Here is a 19946-nt window from a genome sequence, read left to right on the forward strand (position 1 = left end):
TGGCAGTCTGGCGATTAAGGGGGTTAAATCGCAACGCATGGGTTCCTTGTGACAATGGCAGTCTGGCGATTAAGGGGGTAAATCGCTGAGCATGGCTTCCCTATGACCGTGTCAGCCTGGCGATTAAGGGGGTTAAATCGCGGTGCATGGTTTGCTTGTGACAGTGGCAGTCTGGCGATTAAGGGGGTTAAATCGCAACGCATGGGTTCCTTGTGACAATGGCAGTCTGGCGATTAAGGGGGTTAAATCACCGAGCATGGCTTCCCTTTGACCGTGGCGGTCTGGCGATTAAGTGGGTTAAATCGCAGAGCGTGGGTTCCTTATAACCGTGGTTGTCTGGCGAATAAGTGGTTAATTGCAGCATCGAGCTTTCATTGTGATCGGGCAGGGCTGGCAATTTCGAAACTGTATTGCATTTGAATACCCTCAGGTACAAGCTTTTTAGTTGTTTCTAAGCAGTTATTCGCCTGACCATACATCGTGGTAGATTTGAGAAAAATCCGCAAATGAATCAAATGAAGGTAAAAGAGCTTATCGCCCAGCTTCAACTGCTCGATCTGACTGCTGTTGTCATAGTTGCTGGATTTGAATCCCAGAGTACTGTACTGGTTGCCGAAGCAGATACCATTATAGAATGCGTGACAGAGCCTGTCCTAGCGGACAGCATGGCGGGTGACCGTTCACTGGTATAAGAAGTTTCACCTTCAGTCTGGTTGGGATGGGGAGATGATTACCGAACAGAGTTATTCGTTAATTCCATCGCCGAACCGGACGGATTGGCCTAAGCATACAAAACATACAAAATCCTCAAACGCCTATACTCCATAGGCTATTTGGAATGCTGGCCTAACGGACAGTCTTTATAGTTTTCGGACAAGCAATTTTGTTGTTTCACACGAATAAGGGGTTTGAAGTGAATTATTGTCGTTCATAGTGATTCGGACAGAGATGCAGAGTAGATTATTGGATGGCATGTAAGGCACGGAAGGTGACGTCAAATTATCCTGTTGACGCCTTGTGAAAGCGCCAACAGATATAGTTTGGTTACTGTACGTTGGCAACAGGTTCTGACATGAAGGGTCTTAACTCAAGATAAACAACAGAAGTATTAGCATCGTTCGTGACCTTCAACGGTGACTTACCAGGCAATGCCATTGTGGCAACGTCAGGCCCTGCTACGGCGAAATTATTTTCAGCGCTAGGTTGGACAGTGAAAATTTTAATAGCAACATTCTCATGCCTAAACATAGATACCCCGAATGTCGAACCCGCATCAGTATTGCTCACTTCAACCTGTAAAGGGGTGTTCCCGAGAATTTGGTTGGTTAAAATATTTTTAACTTGAGCTCCCGCAGGTTGAGAGATGATTTGATATGGATAGGCATGAGCAAGAAAGCCAATAAAAATCAAAGACAGCAATGTAAATTTCATAATTAACTCTCCGGTTCAATAAAATTCAAGAAAAGGGTTTGAGAGATTTTTACTGCTGTTGACGGCTGCATTCCTGGGCTGTCATACGAGACCAAAAAGTCTAATTTCAGATATTCAGTGCTTTCATCTTTGATTGAAATGTGGCTAAAAGATTGATTGATGAAATGAGATTGATCTTCATTATTAAAACATAACCCTAATAGCCCGATAGTCGGTATTCTGTACGTTTCAACGGTACCGGGCGACACAAACGATTTGTTTCTACTCGTATACGAACAGCGGCTACCCGCGAGGTTAAGCCCACTGAATTCAATGAAATTACGAGTGCCATTTCTAACAATCATCCAGGCTTCGGTTCCGGCGCTTGCCACCTGAAATGATACCTTCCCATCAACGTTAGATGCAGTGTTTCCCACCTTCTCGGGATCAAAATCGATTGAAGGCAGTTGGTCAATCCTTGATTCAATACTCTGGCATCCGGAAAGACACGCCAGAGCTAATACGAAACCGAGTATTTTCATTTAGCACCAATAACAGTTGTTTTCCCGGCTGTTAAAAACTCAACCTTTTCGCCAGAGTGAAGATAAAGTTCCTTCGTCCAAAATTTGCTACCACCGATTGCACTATTTTGATTTAGAACGAAAACAGGATCAGAAAATTCAACATGTTGATTTTTACTAATTGTTCTCGTAGAAAATATTCTATTACCAATCAACACAGTTCCACTGGAAGCGCTTAAATCCTTGATACGATAACCTTTAGGCCAAATTACATTTTTTTCGATAAAACCAAAGGTCGAATAATCAGTGGTTGTTTGCGCGGAGACTGTTTCAGGAAGTTTGAATCTTCCGGCCTGGTCAGGGCCAAAAATCGCTAATACATTTTTGCTATTCTTGGTAACCGCAACAATTGCCTGTAGTGGGGTATCAGCAAGGTCATTTCTAAATGCAATAGTAAGTCTTGATAAAGGTTCAAGCCAAATAACTTTAGAGCCTGAATCATTTTCACTGACCGTCAACGGTGGAGTAAATAGGAACCCATTTTTTGCAATTGCAGAATATGATAAGGCTGGAATGACTAAGTTTAGAGAGCTTGAACTGGAAGTATTTTCTATTGTTAAAATATTTTCACTAGTCAGGCTTGTCTTGACGATAGGCAGCTTCTTTCCATTAATAAGCCATTCGCCATTTTCTTCGGTGGCCTTAAGGCTCAAAATTTTTGGAACCGGCCTACTCGTGCTAGGCTGCATGGTACTTTGACTGCCAGCATCAACACTATTTGAAACCATGGAAACAAAGGCAATCAGCAGTGCGGTGGAAGTATGTTTAAGTTCGATCATAATAGGTCCATCACATGGTTATCTTGTGAGAAGAGATCTACTGAAGTAGATTTGATTTTCAATAATCCATTTTTTAACCTTGTCATTTGATGTGACAATAGCGACGGATTATCTGTTGTATCTAGCTCTACTAACGTAATCGCTGGGCTATGCTCTTCCGGTATACCCGGTGTGAGATTGGTATCTCTGATGCTTGAATCAAAATCTAGCGAACCTGTATTTATGTGAAGCGAGTTCCCGACAATTAATGGCAGATTGGTTAATGGCCTATCATGAATTTGACGAATGCTATTAACTGGGTTGCGGCCTAGAACCATCAAGTTAACGCCTTCAATAATATGTGGAGTGATTGCGTGGTCCATTCCATAAAGAAACTGTCCCTGAAAACTAGTTATGTTGGTTTTGTTGAAGGATTTCAATGCGTTATAAGTATCAGGAAAAGTCTTTCTGACAGGACAGTAATCTGAAGCGCTGACTCCCACGGTGATGGAGCCTGGCAAAATGGCATGCAGCAATAATGGGAGCTGCGAGGCCATTAATCTGGTAATCAAACCTTCGAGGTAGTATCGATTTACATTTTTATGCCAGCTCCCACCATGATTAACCCAACGCTCGTTTTCAAAAGTGCTTGGATAGAACTTTCTTCTGTCGGGGTTTTCCGGGAGCAGTTTCATCAGCATGAGTTCACCCGCACCAGATGCTGAAAAAAAATGAACATGCCGTCCTGCAAAAAAGTTACTTTCGATTGCAGTTAATAATTCGAGCGGCTCCGGTCCGTAATCGAAAAGATTGCCAGTAGACAATATTACAACCTCTTCACCATCGGCAGTAATTGAGCAGAGTAGATGACAGAGAGATGAGTAGTGCGCATATATATCAGCAAGAAAGAAAACTCTTCCCGAGAAGTTAGTTAAGTCTAAAGTTTGAACATGCTCGTCTGCCATAACATCCCCTAATTGAAGTAGAGCAATAATACCTGAGTAAAATATAAATTTTTTCTGCTAAGCCTGAAGTTCCAAGGGTTATGGGATTTTTAAGTGGTTAGAAATAAGCCAATGATTCAAAATTAACAAAATTAACAAAATTAACAAAATTAACAAAATTAACAAAATTAACAAAATTAACAAAATAACAAAATAACATAAAAACAAATTGGTTACATTATGAAACCAGCGATCTCTGAGATGTGATAGTTAAAATAGACAGATTCAAATATAACAATAACTTACAGAGATTAATTCATCCCAAAATGTTGTCATAAAGTAATCATTAGCGTATAAATAGGAATCTGAAATCGTTTTTAAAAAAATTGCGGGGTTAATCGAAATGACAGAATTACAAAAGGCAAAACTCGTTGTGGCTGGTACGGACATCAAAGAACAAGTTTCCGAACCGTTAAAAGTTGTGATTGACGATGGTAGTAAAGCAGCGAAATTTGTAAGCCTGGATGTGAATGGCGACCTCGTGCCCCAGCTGACACATAACAGCTTTGTTGAAGGCTTTCGTGTTAAGCATGAGGGCTTAAACCCGTATAACTATGTAATCGATGATTTGGGCCAATACTCATACCATAGCGAAGCTACTAACGCGCTTGAAACGACGGACGTTTCTCATCAATACGATAAAATTAGCCGTTTGAACGTGCATCATGCACTGCATTCCTCAGGGATCACGCCACAGGATGTGCATTTATACGTGACCCTGCCTCTGAGCCAGTTCTATACATCACTCGGAGAAACAAATAATGAAAACATTCAACGGAAAAAAGATAACCTCATGAAACCGGTTGAACGTTACTTAAATGGTGACCGCCATTCGTTCAACGTGTTATCAGTTACTGTTTTCCCTGAGTCTTTACCTGCTGTAACCCGGGCTGATGAAATTAATGGGCTTGAATCGTTTGAAGTAAGCTTGGTTGTTGACCTTGGCGGCACGACGCTCGATGTGGCTAGTATTACAGGAAAACTTGAGCAAATTTCTAAAGTGCGTGGATACGACCGTATTGGATGTTCAATCGTTTACGATGAAATTCGTCGCAAACTTGAATCAGTCAATCTTAACAACAGTAATGCCTTCATACAGCATCTTATTGAAAATCGGGATAATTTCGCGGGCATCAAGGTTACTGAAAAGCTTAAAGATGAAGTCTTTGGTTCCGTTCAGGAGGCCATTGGGAAACTTCAGGCTAAGGTTTTGAAAGCAGTCAGTGAAGTTGAAGAACACCCACATTATGTTTTCCTAGTTGGAGGGGGGTCTTATTTGATTTCCGCTGCGGTTGAAAGCCATTTTTCCAATTCCAAAATTGTCATGGTCGATGATCCACAATTCGCTCTGTCTCTCGCTATGGCTGATTCAGTGTTTGCTTCTTGAGAGGGGGAGGGCAATGGACCATGATGTGAAAAATACAGATAAAGAAAGTGACCGGATTCAGATCCGGGCATTTTGGCTTTCTAACAAGCAAACACCATATGTTTATAAGTATTTTAAGAATAAACGGTTCGCTAATAAAGGTGACATGGTATATGAAATTAGAGAGTCCATTACAACTGGCATAGTGCTAAATAACTTAGTGCCGGGATTAGCTAATTTCATTGGTTCCCTTGGCGATAAATTAACCCTTGAAAAAGTCATCAGTTTTATTAACCTCATGACAGACCAAGAGTCATTAGGTAAATCATTAAGTGATGATGATATAGAGAAAATTGCGAGCAAAATTAATTTAAATCTTTTTGGAAGTGATCTGCATTCACCTGCTGAACCGCAGGTCAGTCAGTATGATGCAAGTGAAACTGGTATTACCAGTATGACCAAAACTACTGATTTAAAACAAAGTATGAGGTTTGTGAGGAACGAGTCTGCCCCCGAAGATGCGCAGCTTGTCACAAATTCGGTTAAAGCAGAAAGTTCTCAAAACCATGATGAAAACAACACAAATCCTAAACATGTATCGAAAGAAACAGTACCAGAAGTGTTGAATTTTGTAGATTCAACGCCAGAGAATCAGGTGGATAGCCCGAACCGGCTGGATTCGTCTGAAAACAACCGCCGGGTTAAAAGAAATCCAACCCCCCTAAATCAATTAGGTAACCTTAGTAAGTAACTTGGTGGCAGTAAAAAATTCTGGAATGGTTATCGAATCTTGCAGTAACACTCAAAAATGCCAGCTTACAAGCTGGCATTTTTAATGCTATATTCAGTAAAGTGCGCATTTTAATTGATTTTTTTCAAACGGTTTTCTTACCCTGAAAATGCGTTCAAAGTAAATAGGCAACGAGATAATTGAACATAATTGAAATACTATATAAATAGTTCTGTTAAAGTGCATTTTGAACACAGTTTTCTTCATGCAATTGATGCTTTGTTAAATTTAGTTAAGTAAAAATATTAATCCAGAGCTTACGCTGTACCCAAAATCCTTAGGTTACCATTACGAATGAGTAACCTGCTGATAACTAGAACAAAGGTCGGAAACATGTTAACTCGAAATTCTCTTTTGCACGGCTTGAGGCGAGATCAGTTACTTGAAGTTCTTCAGATCTCGGAGTTACCCATTGTTCCCATCGAGAGCCCTTTCGTACATCCAGAAACATCGGGCATTGCTCCGATTACCTTTAATATTGATGAGCTGCATGTGGCTATTTCACCAATTTCGGACCTCAACTTCGATTGGTCATGGGCTCCTGTTGATACAATCCTCATTGAGGTGATCATCCCGCCGGTTGATTTCGAGCGCGTTAAGGCAGAGGACACTTTCCTCAGATATTCGGGAATGGGGTTCATTCAGTGCGAACCGGGTGGGGCTTCAATAAGGCGAACTGTGACGTTCGTCGGTGGAACCACTATCGATAACTTACTGCACCAGTTAAAGCTGATGTGCGTGAGCGCGTTACACCTGCTAGGAGAAGATCTTGACGAGTAATGTAAAGAAGATCGGTCTTGTTGCTTTAGTCAGTTGCGCCGCTGTGACGATCGCGATTTTGCTGAAGCCAACGTCGATTGAGCCAGACCTTAACGATTTCACAGCAAAGCGTTTAGAGTCACCCGGAGTTTTTGATGCCTGCGATAAGGAAACGCCGTCCCTTAAAGTTAAGGTTACGGGCAATGACGGGCTACAGGTTAATGGAATTCAATCAAAAGTAACTTTTTCTACTAAAGTCACTATTGAGAAAGCTGGCCTGAAGTGTACCGGTTTCATCCCTGAGGAGAGCAGAGAAGTCAGGACTGGAGTGTATTCACTAAATCTTAGTAAAGCGGCTGGAGCTCTCGTGATTTCTAATCTGAAAAATTTGCAAACTGATGAATCTCTGCCGGGAGTCTGGGTGTATAAATGGGCGAAGTGATTCTAAACGACGGACTGGTGCATCCTCAAAAACACAAGACCAAATTGTTTGGGAAAAAATGCGCACTTGCTTTCGAAATAAATTGCGCACCGGAACAGGGGACAAGTCGTTCTGAATATAATTCCCTATATGAAAGCCTTTTTCTGAGTCTTGAAATTGCTCCCTCAAAAGACGAACGTGAGTACGACTGGAATTCAGCAAGCAGTATTTTCTTTAAATTATCACAGAATGAGGTGTTAGCGCTGACTTCTGTTTTTTTGCGTATCAAGCCTGTTGTTGAGTTTCGGAACAGAAAGACTTCTCACCGCACTCACCCTGCGTATAAGAATCTTACTATTGCGGCCAACCAGGGAGAAGGGCTTTACCTGAGTGCAGGCGTCGTACCTCTTACAGAAAGTAACTTTCCCCGGTTTCTGCATACCCTCCCGATTAACCAAATGGATTGTCTAAATACCGGTATGTTCCTGTTGGGGTATCTCACCTTGAAAATGCCATGGATGAATTCTGAATCTATTATTACAGCGCTGCGATTATCTGAATCAAAGCAACCTTCAGCTTAAATCGTCTTCACTTTTTCGAAAAATTGCATAAATTTAACGGCCCATAACTCCGAATTAATCGAATTCTTTAGCGTAATGTTAGGAAAATTCTGCGCTAATCTACAGGAATTTATCATGAGAAGATCAGGAGTTGGGCTAACCCTGTTGTTATCGTTACTTGCGCCTCTAAAAATGGCCCACGCTGAAGCCATTATGATTTCCGGTAAGTTAAAAGCTGAAGTTCCAGAAGTGGCATTTGACTCAGGGCCCGGGGATTTCGTTGCATTCGTCAATAACAATACCATTACTGCAACCGGAAAAGGGACTGCCTGTAATGTGACTGTTGACGACCGGGCAACTTCAACGGTAGATAACCTGGCATGCTTTTTTGAATGGCTGCCAAATACCTATGGGCTCACCTCAAATGGATTTGCGTTATCCGGTATATCGAAAGTATCAGGCGAGCTCAAGCTGCCTTACCGCATTTCGTACTTTTCTGGTTCTGAGCGAAAGCAAGTCGAAATACTTAAGAGTGAATATGTCATTAATGCCGTTGTCCCTGTAAAACCTGTCATCCTGGGCGTTAAGTCCACGGTTAATGGTAAGGTGCTAGACGGCAATAACATATATTCCTACATCAAAGATGAAGCGATCAAGGACATCTCCGTTACAGTCGAGCCACGTAACTTCGTCCAGTATGTTTCAATCGGCAATGGGTCAGCCTGTGAAGTTCCACTGGGCGCTTCCTCTTGTACTATTGAAGTGGGAGGCGTCAAATTTAGCGATTCTGATGTGCTCCAGGGTACGAGAACGATTTCAATTACATCAAACTCCAAAAACAACTATTTTGCTCCTCCCTCCAATTACCCAATCACGCTGAACTGGGACTACCGTCCGCCAGTTGTTGACCATACATTGTGGAATTTTACAGATGAGGCCAAGACTATCAGTGTTGGTGGCAAGGAAATCTATACCGGTGCGAAAACCGTTGCGGTGGCGGTTAAGGTTCCTCAGCAGGGTGAAGAAGGGGAATGGTGGCTTCCGACAACGATGAGCTTAGATTTAGTCCCCGATGGTGTTTTTAAACCAGTCACAAAAGTAACTTTGGATGACGGCACTGTCATTGACTTTAAACAGTCATGGGCAACTCCTATTCGCCGTACCCTTCAACCAGTAAGTGGTCCGCAGCGGGTTGGTGATGAGTATTTATACATATACGACCTTACGGACCTGATCAACGGCTCTTATGCCGCTAGCTTTACAGTTGAGAACAAAAGTAAGAACAACTCAAAATATGATGAGTCAGAAAGCAAACTCATGTTATCTGATGACCCAACGCTTATGGTTCTTAAAGACGGTAAAACGCTTGGTAAAAGGGAGCCGGTATATTTCCTTAATGAAATCATTGTTGCGGCCTACCAAGGGCAGGCCGGGGTTGCCGATATTAAAATGGTGACCATAGATAATAAGGCCGTCACGCTGACCCCAACAAACATTAAAGGTATTTACTACCTCCCTGCCGGTGATGACCTGACCGTCAATGAAGACCATGAAATTACTGTAATGGCCGAAAACCTGTATGGTAAGAACGTAAGCTTCAGCTCGGTCTTTACCTACCAGCCGACAGGGTTCACCTTGAAAGGTCTGGAGAAGAAGGGTCTGACGCTTTACTCAAGAGTAAGGCAGTATACGGAGCTGCTTAGCCAGACGGCTGGGGATAAATGTACGTTGTTCACCACTGAAGAAAACGCGCTCGCCTATTTGTCCTGGTATGGTGAAAAATCCGAAGTGACCGCCTGTTACCCGCAGTGGAACAATGTGCCGGATGGCATGGAGTTCTACTTCAAAGGACGGACGCCTGGTCTGACGGGTTTCTTTAACAAGACAGGTGAAAACCTGCTTGATTACTACGTGCTGATGGTAAACGGGAAAGGCTCCAAAGCGATCTCTACCAGAAATCGCTTTATTCTCAATACACAGTTGCCGTATAACCCAATCATCACTTACAAGAAAAGTAAAACGATGGCCGGGATCAACGCCAATACCGCGTTGGTGTATACGACAGGTGGCGAGGCAGCAAGGGTTCTGGCTAAAGTAGTGCCAGCAGATATTGGCATTTCTATCTCACAAAACGGCGGTGCGCCGGTCAAAACAGCATATAAGAACCGATCTTCAAGCAGCGATTCCACAACGTTTACTCAGCGCATAAAAGTGGCCGCAGCGCCGCTGTGGACTAAAAATGTGATGGACATCGATGTGGTCTACACGAAGGACCCAGAGCTCCGGACGAAGGATACTCTTAACATCTATACAGTGCCTGATTTTAATATCAGGGCGGCTATGACTATCGATGACAAGAAAATTGCGACAACGATGGATTTGCCGATCACAGTAAACCTTGGACGTTACTCCAATGCGACCCGTAAAAGCACATTCGACCGTGTAAATATGGGAGACTGGGATGTAACCATCTATTCGCAGAAAAGTGTGTACGGAAAAGACCCTGTAACGGGCCGCTATAAAACAACCTATGAAAGGACGCCGCTCACCGGGCCATTGCCAGTCAACGACGCCGGTGAGGTCAAAACCACCATTAAAATTGAGAATATGGATCTGGGGAATATTCGTCTGGTTGCCGTTGCACAGGTCCGGTCTCCATTTGCAGATTTTGTAATGAAGCGCGAGTCCAGCGCAATTGGTATCAGGGTTTTCAAGGGTGAGGAACTGGAAGGAAACTTGTCGAAGAGTCTCATCATTGGCAGGATTCCGCTTAGTACGCTGGTGTCCTTCAAGACCAAGAGCACGGCTAATGCCGACGCACTTGCCCCAACGGAGTGGCAGTCTTCTGCGGACAATGGGGAAACCTGGCAATCGCTTGAAGATATGAAAGCCAAGCGCAGCGTTAACATCCGGAAAACCGTTGTGGGCAAATGGCTGTATCGTGCAAAAATGACCAATAAGTTCACTGCCAAAGAATCCTATACCGATATTCTAACTGTTGTGACTTATAAGGAGCCAAAGCTCAGCATCGACGTAACCGATACGCTGGAAGGAAGTGATGTGCCGGTGACTCTGATGGACAACGAGGAGCCAATCCCGGAAGGGACGGCAGAAGTTCTGTGGTCAGAGGATAAGGTCAACTGGACAGAAGGTGGGCCGACCTATACCGTCGCCAGTGGTGATTCCTTGCCAGCCACTATCTACGCCCGGATGCGCTACCTTGATTCTGATGAACTAGCAGAGGAGTCTTCATGGAAGGAAACGTCGGCTAAATTGTCAGCAGCAAAACCGAAGCGTCTGTCAGTGTCAACCAGTGGGTCTTCAAAAACGGAGGTTGGCGAAAAAGTAACTTTGGTTGGTAAATTCACTAACCCGAATAGCCGCCTGCAAAACGGGGACAAAGTTACCGAAGAGTGGAAAACGCCTGATGGCCAGTCTATTAGTGGGCCAAATCTTACTGTCACTCTGACTGAGGCGATGCTCGATAAGCAAGGCTATGCAGCATTTGAGTACAGTGCCTGGCTGACGGATAACAAGGAAAAAACCATTTCGACTCGCAGAGTGTCGATCAAATCGTGGGTTTACAAGTTCCCTGAAATCAAGCTGAACACAAAGCTTAAATACGCCATGTCGCCAACTAACTTACATGTGTCGTTGTCCGGAGCTGATGATAACGATTACCCGGGCGTTACATACTCGCGTGAGTGGATCTACGACAATGCAGACCTGGTGCTGACCAAAGATGAAGGTGACGTTAAAGATTTTGCTATCAATAAACCGGGGAAATATACACTTGTTTTGGTCTTCAAGGATAACCGTAACAATGAGCAGCGCATTGAGAACACATTTGTCGTGGACGAACCGGCGCCGATGAAAGTGGAGATGACGCCTAAATTCTCAAATAAATTTATGCGTTCACCACTCGACGTGACATTACGGTCCAATATAAAGCTTTCTCACTCGGCAGATAAAATTGATACTGTTACTTACTTGGTGAATGGTGTACCGGTTGAAGGAAGTAAGAATTACTGGGCTCAGTTTATTCCTGGTTTGAAGGAGAATAAGTATAGGGTTACGGTAGAGGTCGTTAGCCAGCTGGGGCAAAGAGGATCAGCCAGTGTTGACTTCGATGTCGTAAAAAATGCGGTGCCTGTGTGCTCACTTAATTACACAGAAACAAACCTGAGTTGGAACTTCACAAATAAATGTGAGGATCGAGATGGAAAAATTGCCCGCTATGAATGGTTTATCAACAACGAACTGCGCAATGTGTACGGCAGCTCAGCAACGCTTTCCAAAAATCTTAATCGAGGTAAACAAGATTTGCGGGTTGTTGCATACGATGACAGCGGTGATTCCGTAACGCAGCATTTGACTGTCTATGGTCCAGAGGAACAGGAAAAACCTGCTCCTAAAGAAAATGAGCCTGCTACGGAATAGAAAGTTATCAGTAAATTGAACCCGGGCGATGGCCCGGGTTTTTTTATTCATTTCAGTAAAAAGTAGGCGGATTCAACTCCGAAGTGCAACGCTAAGCCGCCTTTCTTAGCTCTGCAAACACCACCGAGGGTTGTCTGAACCCAAGACACTTGCGTGGCCTGCTGTTCAGCGCTCCCTGATAGCGCTGTAAATCCTCTTCTGACACGGTTCGCAAGTCAGTCCCCTTACGGATAAACTGGCGCAGAAGGCCGTTCGTGTTCTCATTTAACCCTCTCTCATAAGAGGCGTACGGATGAGCAAAGTACATATCTGCTTCCAGCGCCTTCGCGATAGCCTTGTGCTCACTGAACTCAAGACCGTTATCGAAAGTTATTGTGTGGCACACGTCACGGTAATCGCTCAGTAACGAGATTATCGCATTGCTGACCTCCACCGCATCCTTGGAAAAAACCTTTTTTGTCAGGTAAATTCGACTCTTGCGTTCTGCCAGTGTCACTATGGCTCCGGTTCCCTGTTTACCCAATACAAGGTCTGCTTCCCAGTCGCCCAGACGACTGCGTTCATCTACGATAGCCGGACGCAGCTCTATGGACACCGCATCATGAATACGGCCTCGCTTCTGACCGTAACCCTTGCGATAGCGGCGCTTCCCCTGACGCAGGTGGGTGTAAAACTCACCACCACGGGCTTTGTCTGCCGCTACATACCGGTAAATCCATTCGTGGCTGACCGTCAGGCCAATCACCGTTGCCACCGCGCTTATCTGCTCTGGACTCCACTTCCAGCCCAAAGCAAACTCAACAAAATCAACTGTCTTGGGGCAGATACGCCTTTTAGCTGAGGAACTCCGCCTTACCTCGCAGAGGCGCTGAGCCTGATAGGGCTTATAGCCATCAGACGCCCTGTTGCGCCTGAGCTCACGGGATATCGTAGACTTGTTAACACCTAGTCGCCTACCTATCTCCGTCAGGGTAAAATTATCTTCATACAGCAGAGCAATCTGGTATCGTTGCCCCTCAGTTAGCTGCTGGTAGTTCATGGTTACTCGCTCATCTTTGGTCGGAGGAGCAGGATAGCTTATCAGCAGCTAACCCCCACCTCACCATCATGACCGAGCGTTGCACTTATTATCTGAATTCGCGGTAACTTTATCCATATGAATTTGGTTTTGATAAATAAAAGGCAACAACAAAGGTTAGGCGAAACTCAAACAAGAACGGGCGATAAATAGGGCCTGTAATGAAAATTTCCGTCCGCGTAAAAGGTGATAATAGAACTAACTAATTGCAACGCTAAATTCAGGGTTTTTTTAAAGGAAACTATGAAATCACTTATCCCGGGTAAGCATGGAGTATTGAAATTAGACTGGTACTCTCCGGTCAATATCGGTTTCCTTTTGCTGATCATGGCTGCATTCTTTTGGCGCTTCTCATTTGGTTATGGACTTCTTTATGGATGCCTTCCTGCTGATTTTTACATGATTGACCATAGCGATAAGACCGTCAGAAATGGGCAGCTGGTCGCATTCAATATGCCAAAAACCGTCCGCTTTATAAATAAGGGTGAGCGAGTGATAAAAATAGTCGCCGGAGTGGGGGGGGACAGACTTCAAATTTCAATGCATGGCGTAAGAAACGGACAACGGTTCTATAAAGTCAATGCAGAAAGGATCTCAATTAAATACAAAATTAAGCCAGAGCAAATTGAGAAAGAAATTGTGGTTCCGGAAGGAGAGGTTTTCCTTGTTGGACAGACAGACCACTCATGGGATTCCCGGTTTTGGGGTCCGGTAAAATTGAATTCTGTTATTGGGAAAACATATGCAATTTTTTAATGGTAGGCCTCGAAAAAAAGCTATGACAACTGCATTTATCATGACATTTGTCGCGGATTCGGCTTGTGCTAATCCGAATTACCATAACGATGCAGAATCTATTCTGAAACAGTCAGCTGCATTAAATTCAAAATTGTCAGACAGCAGCAGCGGGGTGACAGCCCAGCAGAGCCCGGTCATGGCCACGTCGATGCCTGATGGCCAATACTTACAAGATGCCGAGCGCATAGCCAATCAGGCACAGCTCAATCAACAGGGAGCAGAAGGAACGGGACCCGCTTCCGTAGGTCAACTTAAACCAGCCGCCGTAGACCGTTATATACAGCAGGCAGAAGAATTAAAGAAAAATGCGGATATCAACCAGGGCGTCAACCGTGGCTATGTCCCCTCAATGAATGCAGACAGCGTGCAGGCAGTAATCAACCACACCCAGGATCTCCGAACACAAAGCAGCCAGTCAGAAGCAGTCAGCGAAATCATTCAACGTCGGGATCAGATACAGCAAAACGCATCAATACAGGATTCAGCGTTGACAGCTGTCCAGGATAAGCCGCAGGCGATGAAATCTCAATCACGGAATATTGAGAAGCTTTTTGGCTCCTCAGGGATAACTGCATCGGACTGGGAAAATAAAATAGATCAGGGCCGCAATGAAGTGTTGTCTACAGAAACGGGCATAACGATCTTCGCATCATTTAGTCTGCCTGATAATGTCCTTGAGGATTTGCTAAAAACAGCAAGTGATAAAAAAGCGCGAGTCGTTTTTAATGGACTTAAAAAAGGCACAACTCGAATAACAGAAACACAGGCAGCAATCAATCAGGTTCTTGTAAAGGCAAAAGTTGAATCGCCACTGGTTACAATAGATCCTGATAGTTTCAGTCAGTATCAGATCAATCAGGTGCCAACTATTATTTCTCGCGAAGAAAATCGATTCGCAAAAATGGTTGGGTCATTTAACGTCGATTACTTCAAGCAAGAAATTAAAAATAAGCCGGGACAGGATTTATTCCCGGTTGCAGGCCCAACCTATCCGGTCGAAGAAAAGAGCATCATTAAAGAGCTCGAAGAACGGTCGCAACAATATGACTGGGAAGGTGCAAAGAAAAGAGCAATAGCTGACACGTGGAAAAATCAATGGATGATTAATTTGCCACCGGCACCTGAGCATAAAGAATGGCTTATTGACCCGACAGTAAGGGTTACTCAGGATGTCAAAGACAAGCAAGGCCGGGTGATCGCAACCGCAGGAGAGCTAATCAATCCACTTTCCAGATTCCCTCAAAATTTAACACTGATTATCTTCGACCCACAAAATCCAGGTCAGCTTGAATGGGCAGAGAAACAATACAAGGCCCGATTAGGCAGCGGCCAGGTCATGCCAATGTTCACCCGGATCGGCCAGGAAAATGGATGGGATAATCTCAATGACCTTCGGGAAAAATTCAATGGAAAAGTATTTAAAGTCAACGAGCAGATAATTACGCGATTCCAGATTAAAAACACACCGGCTTTGGTAACAACAGAACCTAAGAGGTTCCGTGTAACACAATTCTCTGAGGCTGAAGTTCGCGGAATTGGCGATCAACTGGCAGGGGAGGGTAATTAAAATGAAACTGGGATTTATCATAGGAGCCATATTGGCAACGTGGTTGACATTAACTTACCCCGACCAGATGCGGATGGCCTTCAGTAAGGTCATGGCATATGTTGAAAGCGGAATGACCTTTTTCAATTCATAGAGAGCATACCGGTGCTGAAACTAAAAAAGTTACTTTTAGAAATCCTCGTTGCGATTTTTTTGTCGCTTTCTTTGCCAGCATTAGCCTCAGCTGCTGGAACAGGCGTACCCGGCGCGATGTGCCAGTCTGCTGGCGTATGGCAGGGTCTGGTTAAAAACATCTGCTGGAGCTGCATATTTCCTATGCGAATAATGGGGATCGGTGATGCACCAGAGGGCGCAGCTCCCTCCCGGCCCGGGTGCTATTGCACTGACCAGAACGGTATCCCTGAAATTGGGTGGCAGCTAAGTTTCTTCCAACCGGTGAAAATAGTAGAGGTTGTAAAAAGCCCGTGGTGCAGCCCGTTCCTTGAAGGGACGATGTTGCAGAAATCTCAATTTGATATTGGAAAAAGTAACACCAATCAGCCAATGACGGCCACCGAGGCAGGGTTTTACGACGTGCATTTATGGGAATTCCCCATTATGACCATGCTAAAGCTCCTGATCATTGGTGAGTGTACGGCTGAACCCTACATTGACGCGAGCCTGACATACATAAGCGAAGTGGACCCTATGTGGGAAAGTGACCTTCTGACCCTGGTATTGAACCCTGAAGCGGTTGTATTCGCGAACCCAATAGCTTCGATGGTCTGCGCCGCTGATTGCGTTGCAGTCACTGCTGGAAAAGACAATCTATCGGCCTACTTTTGTGCCGGATGCGATGGGAATCTCTATCCACTTACTGGCCACATCTACGCAAATGATGATGCCGTAAGAACAAGTTCCCTAATCACCCAGAGGCTTTTGACCAAGCTTCATCGCTCGGGAATGTTAATGCGAACAATGGGGGCTGATGCGATGTGCGAGAAGTCCTGGGAATACTTCACACCCCGCTCTCAATATCGATTATCGATGTTGTTCCCTACGCCAGAGGCCAATGGACCTGACTGTTGTCATCGCTTAGGTGACTCTGTACATGATTGGTCAACATTAAAGGGCGGAAGGAAGAAAATAGGCATTGATAACTACGTTTATATGCTGTGGCGCTACAATGACTGTTGCGTTCGCTGGACGCCAGGTGCTTGAATACAAAGGATTTTTATGATTATATCAAATAAAATCGTAGCTTCAACACTAATCCTGTCTCTGGTGGCTAATACACTGAGTTGGGCATTCTATGTCTCACTCATCAACATTGTAATGACACCGCGAATTTACGCGGCGGACCAGATTTTTGACCAGCTCGAAAGCAACTTCAACCTGGCAAATCCGAACGCGAACCGTAACGCGACTACCAGCGCACAGGAAATAGTTGAGAAGTACAAAAATGCCGATTCGGGTAAAGATATCAGCAGCACGATCACTGAGAAATATGCGGGTAAAAGCGATTCTCCAAACCTCAATGTCGGGAAGTATGGGGCCTCGAATTCTAACGATAGCGTATTGGGAAATGCTGCATCAGATGGTAAATCGATAGGTAAAGCCGTATCGCTGCCCAGCATGTCTGGGAACTCGATCAATTCAAATTACACCAAAGAAGGTGCGAAAACCCTTAGTCGCGGCGCTGATGGAAAAATCTCAATAAGCAATAACCCAAGTACTACACCCGGGACTAAGACTAACACTGGGGAAATTTTTAGCTCCGAACAAAAGCATAAAGACATTAAGTTTAATGCTGGAGGGCGATATGGGGACGAGGACGGATTCATCGGAGATATCAAAAACAGAAAAGGTCAATTATTTGATGCCCAGAGCATGGATGGGGTTGCTTACAGAACACTGGTGAATGCGAATAAAGATAATCCTGCACCGAATGTAAAGCCTAATGATCCAATGTTTAATGCTGGTCGCAATGAAATAGGGAATGCTGTCGCTGGCACAGGCAACTGGCTACAAAATTGCAATACGGAAACTAAAAAAAGCACTATCACAACGCATTACCCAGATTATAAGGAGTTTTACTGTAATTCACCTAAAAAGGATAATTTCAGCAGTTGCACTATTACGCGCGACTTTTCAGTTCCCGTCTACATTTCGGGAGGTAATGGTGAGATGTCTATGTGCGGGGACAATTGTGTGAGGGTATGGTTTGGCCGTCTGGATGATAACTACTGGACTGACGGTGTTTATGACAATGCCCTCACACTTAAATTCCACAAAGATGCAAAATTAGCATCAGCAACGATTATTGCAGCGGAATGGGATGACCATATGAGGGTCACTCTTGATGGCAAGCAAATTTTTGCGCACATTGATGGCGATTACAGGGATTATGATTATGAGCAACCAAAGGGTAACTGGGAGCTGAAGAAATCATGGAAATTAAATGCACCAATTGATATTACTGAAAAGGTAGCCTCATCAGTTTACGATGAGGAAGATCATGAAGTGACAATGGCCTCCCGTGTCTGGGTCGGTGGTGGCGGTGAAGGGTACTTCCAGGTTGAATTAAAATTTCAAAATATGAAGCTTCAAGATAATCATATTCAGGAGCCTGCTGGATGCTATGACGCCGTTAAGACGCCGAACACTTTCTGTCGGTTCAAAAACTTTAAAGACATTGATGTAGGCACGAAACGTCTGCCAAACACAGTTCTGGATATGGCTAAACCTTTATATGATGGAGATAAGGGATACATTACGTGGAAAACGAACCTTGAAGGTTATTTCTGTGACCCGTTAGCGGAGGACAAAATCTGCTCGTATGACGCCAATGGTAAGATTATGAAAGACGAGAAAGGAAATGACCTTTGCTATAACTATGAAGATATAAAAAATATGCCTGATGCATGCAGCGTTTATAAAAATGATTCCGCATGTGTATTGGATAAACAAACCTGTGCCGAAGGTTGGTTCGATGAAGGTACGAACTCTTGTTACATGTATGAACAAAAATATACGTGCGACAAGGGACACGATGTAACCAGGGAAGTCGAGTCTGAAACCAATTCCTGCATTGGAATGATTCCTTGCTCAGGTGGAACGTGCGAAACCGGGCCAAAGGAAGAAAACAGGGACTTCGGAAAGGTTGTTGCATATTCAAATATGGTCCAGTACATGCAGGGTGAAGCCAAATGCACTGATCCCAATGACCCCAGCACCTGCTCAGTTTTTGAAGGTAAGCAAGAATGGTGTGGCCGGTCAGTAGGCTTTGTAAATGGGTTGGCTAAGACTGACTGTTGTGAAGCCCCTCAGGGAACAGCGGGCAGCCTGGATGCGATTATGCTGGCAGGTTCTATGATGCGAAATACTAACTGGGAAAGAGTGAACTCGACCCTGGTCAGTTGGACCGGTGGTGAATCAGGTACATGGTCAACTATGGCCAATTCAGTAGGAGAGTGGACTGCTTCAGCTGGCAAAACAGTCGGAGAGATGTGGAGCAATGTGACTAGTTCACTGACAAGCGTTTATGAAAACGTTGCAGGGAACCTTGGTCGTACCGTTGGGTCTGCCTCGGGGGGCGCAGCTGGTACCGGTCAATTAGCCCAGGATACGATGACAACCTTTGGTTTAGGTCAGCTTAAGCAAATGGCGATGAACAAAGCCTATGATCTATTGCCCGGTGCAATTAGAGATTTCGTATTTGATGCGGCAAAATCAACTGCCCAAAATGCGGTATTCTCCACAGCGGTAACGAACTTTATGCTTGCCCTGAACGTAATTGGCTGGATCTACACTGCATACCAGGTCACTAAAATGCTACTTGAAATGCTTGTGGCATGCGACCAGAAGGAAATGGAAGCATCGATACACAAAAATCAAAAGTCCTGTTTTACACTTGATACAGAGCGCTGTGTTAAATATCTAAATGTAGGATTTACAAAGAAATGCGTTAAGAAAGCAACGGATATGTGCTGTTATAATTCAATGCTCTCCCGTGTGATCATGCAACAGGCCTATCCTCAATTAGGTATAGACCCAATGAAATCCCAGTGCGTCGGATTGTCGATTACGCAGATCCAGCAACTCGATTTCGATAAGATTGATTTAACTGAGTGGATTAATGATGCTGTCCAAGTTGGCGAGGTACCTGATCAATACAGTACATTTACGGAAGAATCTGTTATAGGGAATCTGCCATTTAAAAACGAAGATTATCAGTTACCTTCAGAGCGAGCGAAAGAGGCTATGGGAGGGGAGGACAATATGATTAAGGCCAGGCAGGAAAACTCCCAGGCAATACAGGAACAAAATGTGGATTGCAGTTATTTACCGAGGCCCGCTATTTGTGATGTAGGCTCCACCTCAGTTGATCCTATATCCGGGCGCACAATACCAAAATACTAGTTACTAATAAATA

The 19946-nt window shown here is 44.3% G+C and carries 16 protein-coding genes; 11 read left to right on the forward strand and 5 right to left on the reverse strand.

Annotated elements, in window-relative coordinates; all coding sequences use genetic code 11:
- Positions 1 to 506: 506 nt before the first annotated feature.
- Positions 507 to 692, forward strand: a complete 186-nt coding sequence (locus L6R44_RS10785; RefSeq protein WP_237424162.1) for a hypothetical protein — start codon at positions 507 to 509, stop codon at positions 690 to 692.
- Positions 693 to 1044: 352 nt separating this feature from the next.
- Here L6R44_RS10785 and L6R44_RS10790 read toward each other — a convergent pair whose 3' ends face one another.
- Genes L6R44_RS10790 through L6R44_RS10805 form a run of 4 tightly spaced genes read right to left on the reverse strand, consistent with a single transcriptional unit; the run spans position 1045 to position 3714 of the window.
- Positions 1045 to 1431: a hypothetical protein gene (locus L6R44_RS10790; protein ID WP_237424163.1), complete on the reverse strand. Its 387-nt coding sequence runs from the start codon at positions 1429 to 1431 to the stop codon at positions 1045 to 1047.
- Positions 1432 to 1433: 2 nt separating this feature from the next.
- Positions 1434 to 1952 (reverse strand): hypothetical protein, encoded by a 519-nt coding sequence (locus L6R44_RS10795; protein ID WP_237424164.1) that lies wholly within the window; start codon positions 1950 to 1952, stop codon positions 1434 to 1436.
- A complete protein-coding gene (locus L6R44_RS10800) occupies positions 1949 to 2770 on the reverse strand; it encodes a hypothetical protein (protein ID WP_237424165.1) in 822 nt (273 codons plus the stop codon). The genes L6R44_RS10795 and L6R44_RS10800 overlap by 4 nt, the downstream gene beginning before the upstream one ends.
- Positions 2767 to 3714, reverse strand: a complete 948-nt coding sequence (locus tag L6R44_RS10805; RefSeq protein WP_237424166.1) for a hypothetical protein — start codon at positions 3712 to 3714, stop codon at positions 2767 to 2769. Before L6R44_RS10805 ends, L6R44_RS10800 begins: the two co-directional genes overlap by 4 nt.
- A gap of 382 nt (positions 3715 to 4096) precedes the next feature.
- On the opposite strand from L6R44_RS10805, the gene parM reads away from it, so the two are divergent.
- The 6 genes from parM to L6R44_RS10835 all read left to right on the forward strand — a co-directional run bounded on the left by parM (position 4097) and on the right by L6R44_RS10835 (position 12089).
- Positions 4097 to 5140, forward strand: a complete 1044-nt coding sequence (gene parM / locus L6R44_RS10810) for a plasmid segregation protein ParM domain-containing protein (RefSeq protein WP_237424167.1) — start codon at positions 4097 to 4099, stop codon at positions 5138 to 5140.
- Positions 5141 to 5153: 13 nt separating this feature from the next.
- Positions 5154 to 5870 (forward strand): hypothetical protein, encoded by a 717-nt coding sequence (locus L6R44_RS10815; RefSeq protein WP_237424168.1) that lies wholly within the window; start codon positions 5154 to 5156, stop codon positions 5868 to 5870.
- A 372-nt stretch (positions 5871 to 6242) separates the two neighbouring features.
- On the forward strand, positions 6243 to 6689 hold the full coding sequence (locus L6R44_RS10820) for a transfer repressor (RefSeq protein WP_237424169.1): 447 nt from the start codon (positions 6243 to 6245) through the stop codon (positions 6687 to 6689).
- Positions 6679 to 7110: a hypothetical protein gene (locus L6R44_RS10825; protein WP_237424170.1), complete on the forward strand. Its 432-nt coding sequence runs from the start codon at positions 6679 to 6681 to the stop codon at positions 7108 to 7110. The genes L6R44_RS10820 and L6R44_RS10825 overlap by 11 nt, the downstream gene beginning before the upstream one ends.
- Entirely contained in the window at positions 7098 to 7670 is a 573-nt protein-coding gene (locus L6R44_RS10830) for a plasmid transfer protein (RefSeq protein WP_237424171.1), read from the forward strand. Before L6R44_RS10825 ends, L6R44_RS10830 begins: the two co-directional genes overlap by 13 nt.
- Positions 7671 to 7784: 114 nt before the next feature.
- Positions 7785 to 12089 carry a hypothetical protein gene (locus tag L6R44_RS10835; protein ID WP_237424172.1) on the forward strand — a complete coding sequence of 1435 codons (4305 nt, stop codon included), beginning with the start codon at positions 7785 to 7787 and terminating at the stop codon, positions 12087 to 12089.
- Positions 12090 to 12180: 91 nt separating this feature from the next.
- Here the strand turns inward: L6R44_RS10835 and L6R44_RS10840 are convergent, their stop codons facing one another.
- Positions 12181 to 13128 carry an IS30 family transposase gene (locus L6R44_RS10840; RefSeq protein WP_237424173.1) on the reverse strand — a complete coding sequence of 316 codons (948 nt, stop codon included), beginning with the start codon at positions 13126 to 13128 and terminating at the stop codon, positions 12181 to 12183.
- Positions 13129 to 13410: 282 nt separating this feature from the next.
- On the opposite strand from L6R44_RS10840, the gene lepB reads away from it, so the two are divergent.
- From lepB to trhN, 4 genes are all read left to right on the forward strand, one after another.
- Positions 13411 to 13923, forward strand: a complete 513-nt coding sequence (gene lepB, locus L6R44_RS10845; protein ID WP_237424174.1) for a signal peptidase I — start codon at positions 13411 to 13413, stop codon at positions 13921 to 13923.
- Positions 13910 to 15532, forward strand: coding sequence for a TrbC family F-type conjugative pilus assembly protein (locus tag L6R44_RS10850; RefSeq protein ID WP_272930076.1), 1623 nt, complete (start codon positions 13910 to 13912; stop codon positions 15530 to 15532). The genes lepB and L6R44_RS10850 overlap by 14 nt, the downstream gene beginning before the upstream one ends.
- 144 nt (positions 15533 to 15676) lie before the next feature.
- Entirely contained in the window at positions 15677 to 16732 is a 1056-nt protein-coding gene (trhU, locus tag L6R44_RS10855; RefSeq protein ID WP_237424175.1) for an IncHI-type conjugal transfer protein TrhU, read from the forward strand.
- 15 nt (positions 16733 to 16747) lie between these two features.
- Positions 16748 to 19933, forward strand: a complete 3186-nt coding sequence (gene trhN / locus L6R44_RS10860) for an IncHI-type conjugal transfer protein TrhN (RefSeq protein ID WP_272930077.1) — start codon at positions 16748 to 16750, stop codon at positions 19931 to 19933.
- Positions 19934 to 19946: the final 13 nt, after the last annotated feature.

Origin of the sequence: Enterobacter cloacae complex sp. ECC445 (assembly GCF_021892025.1) — a bacterium.
In the GTDB taxonomy this organism is placed as follows: Bacteria; Pseudomonadota; Gammaproteobacteria; order Enterobacterales; family Enterobacteriaceae; genus Enterobacter; species Enterobacter chengduensis.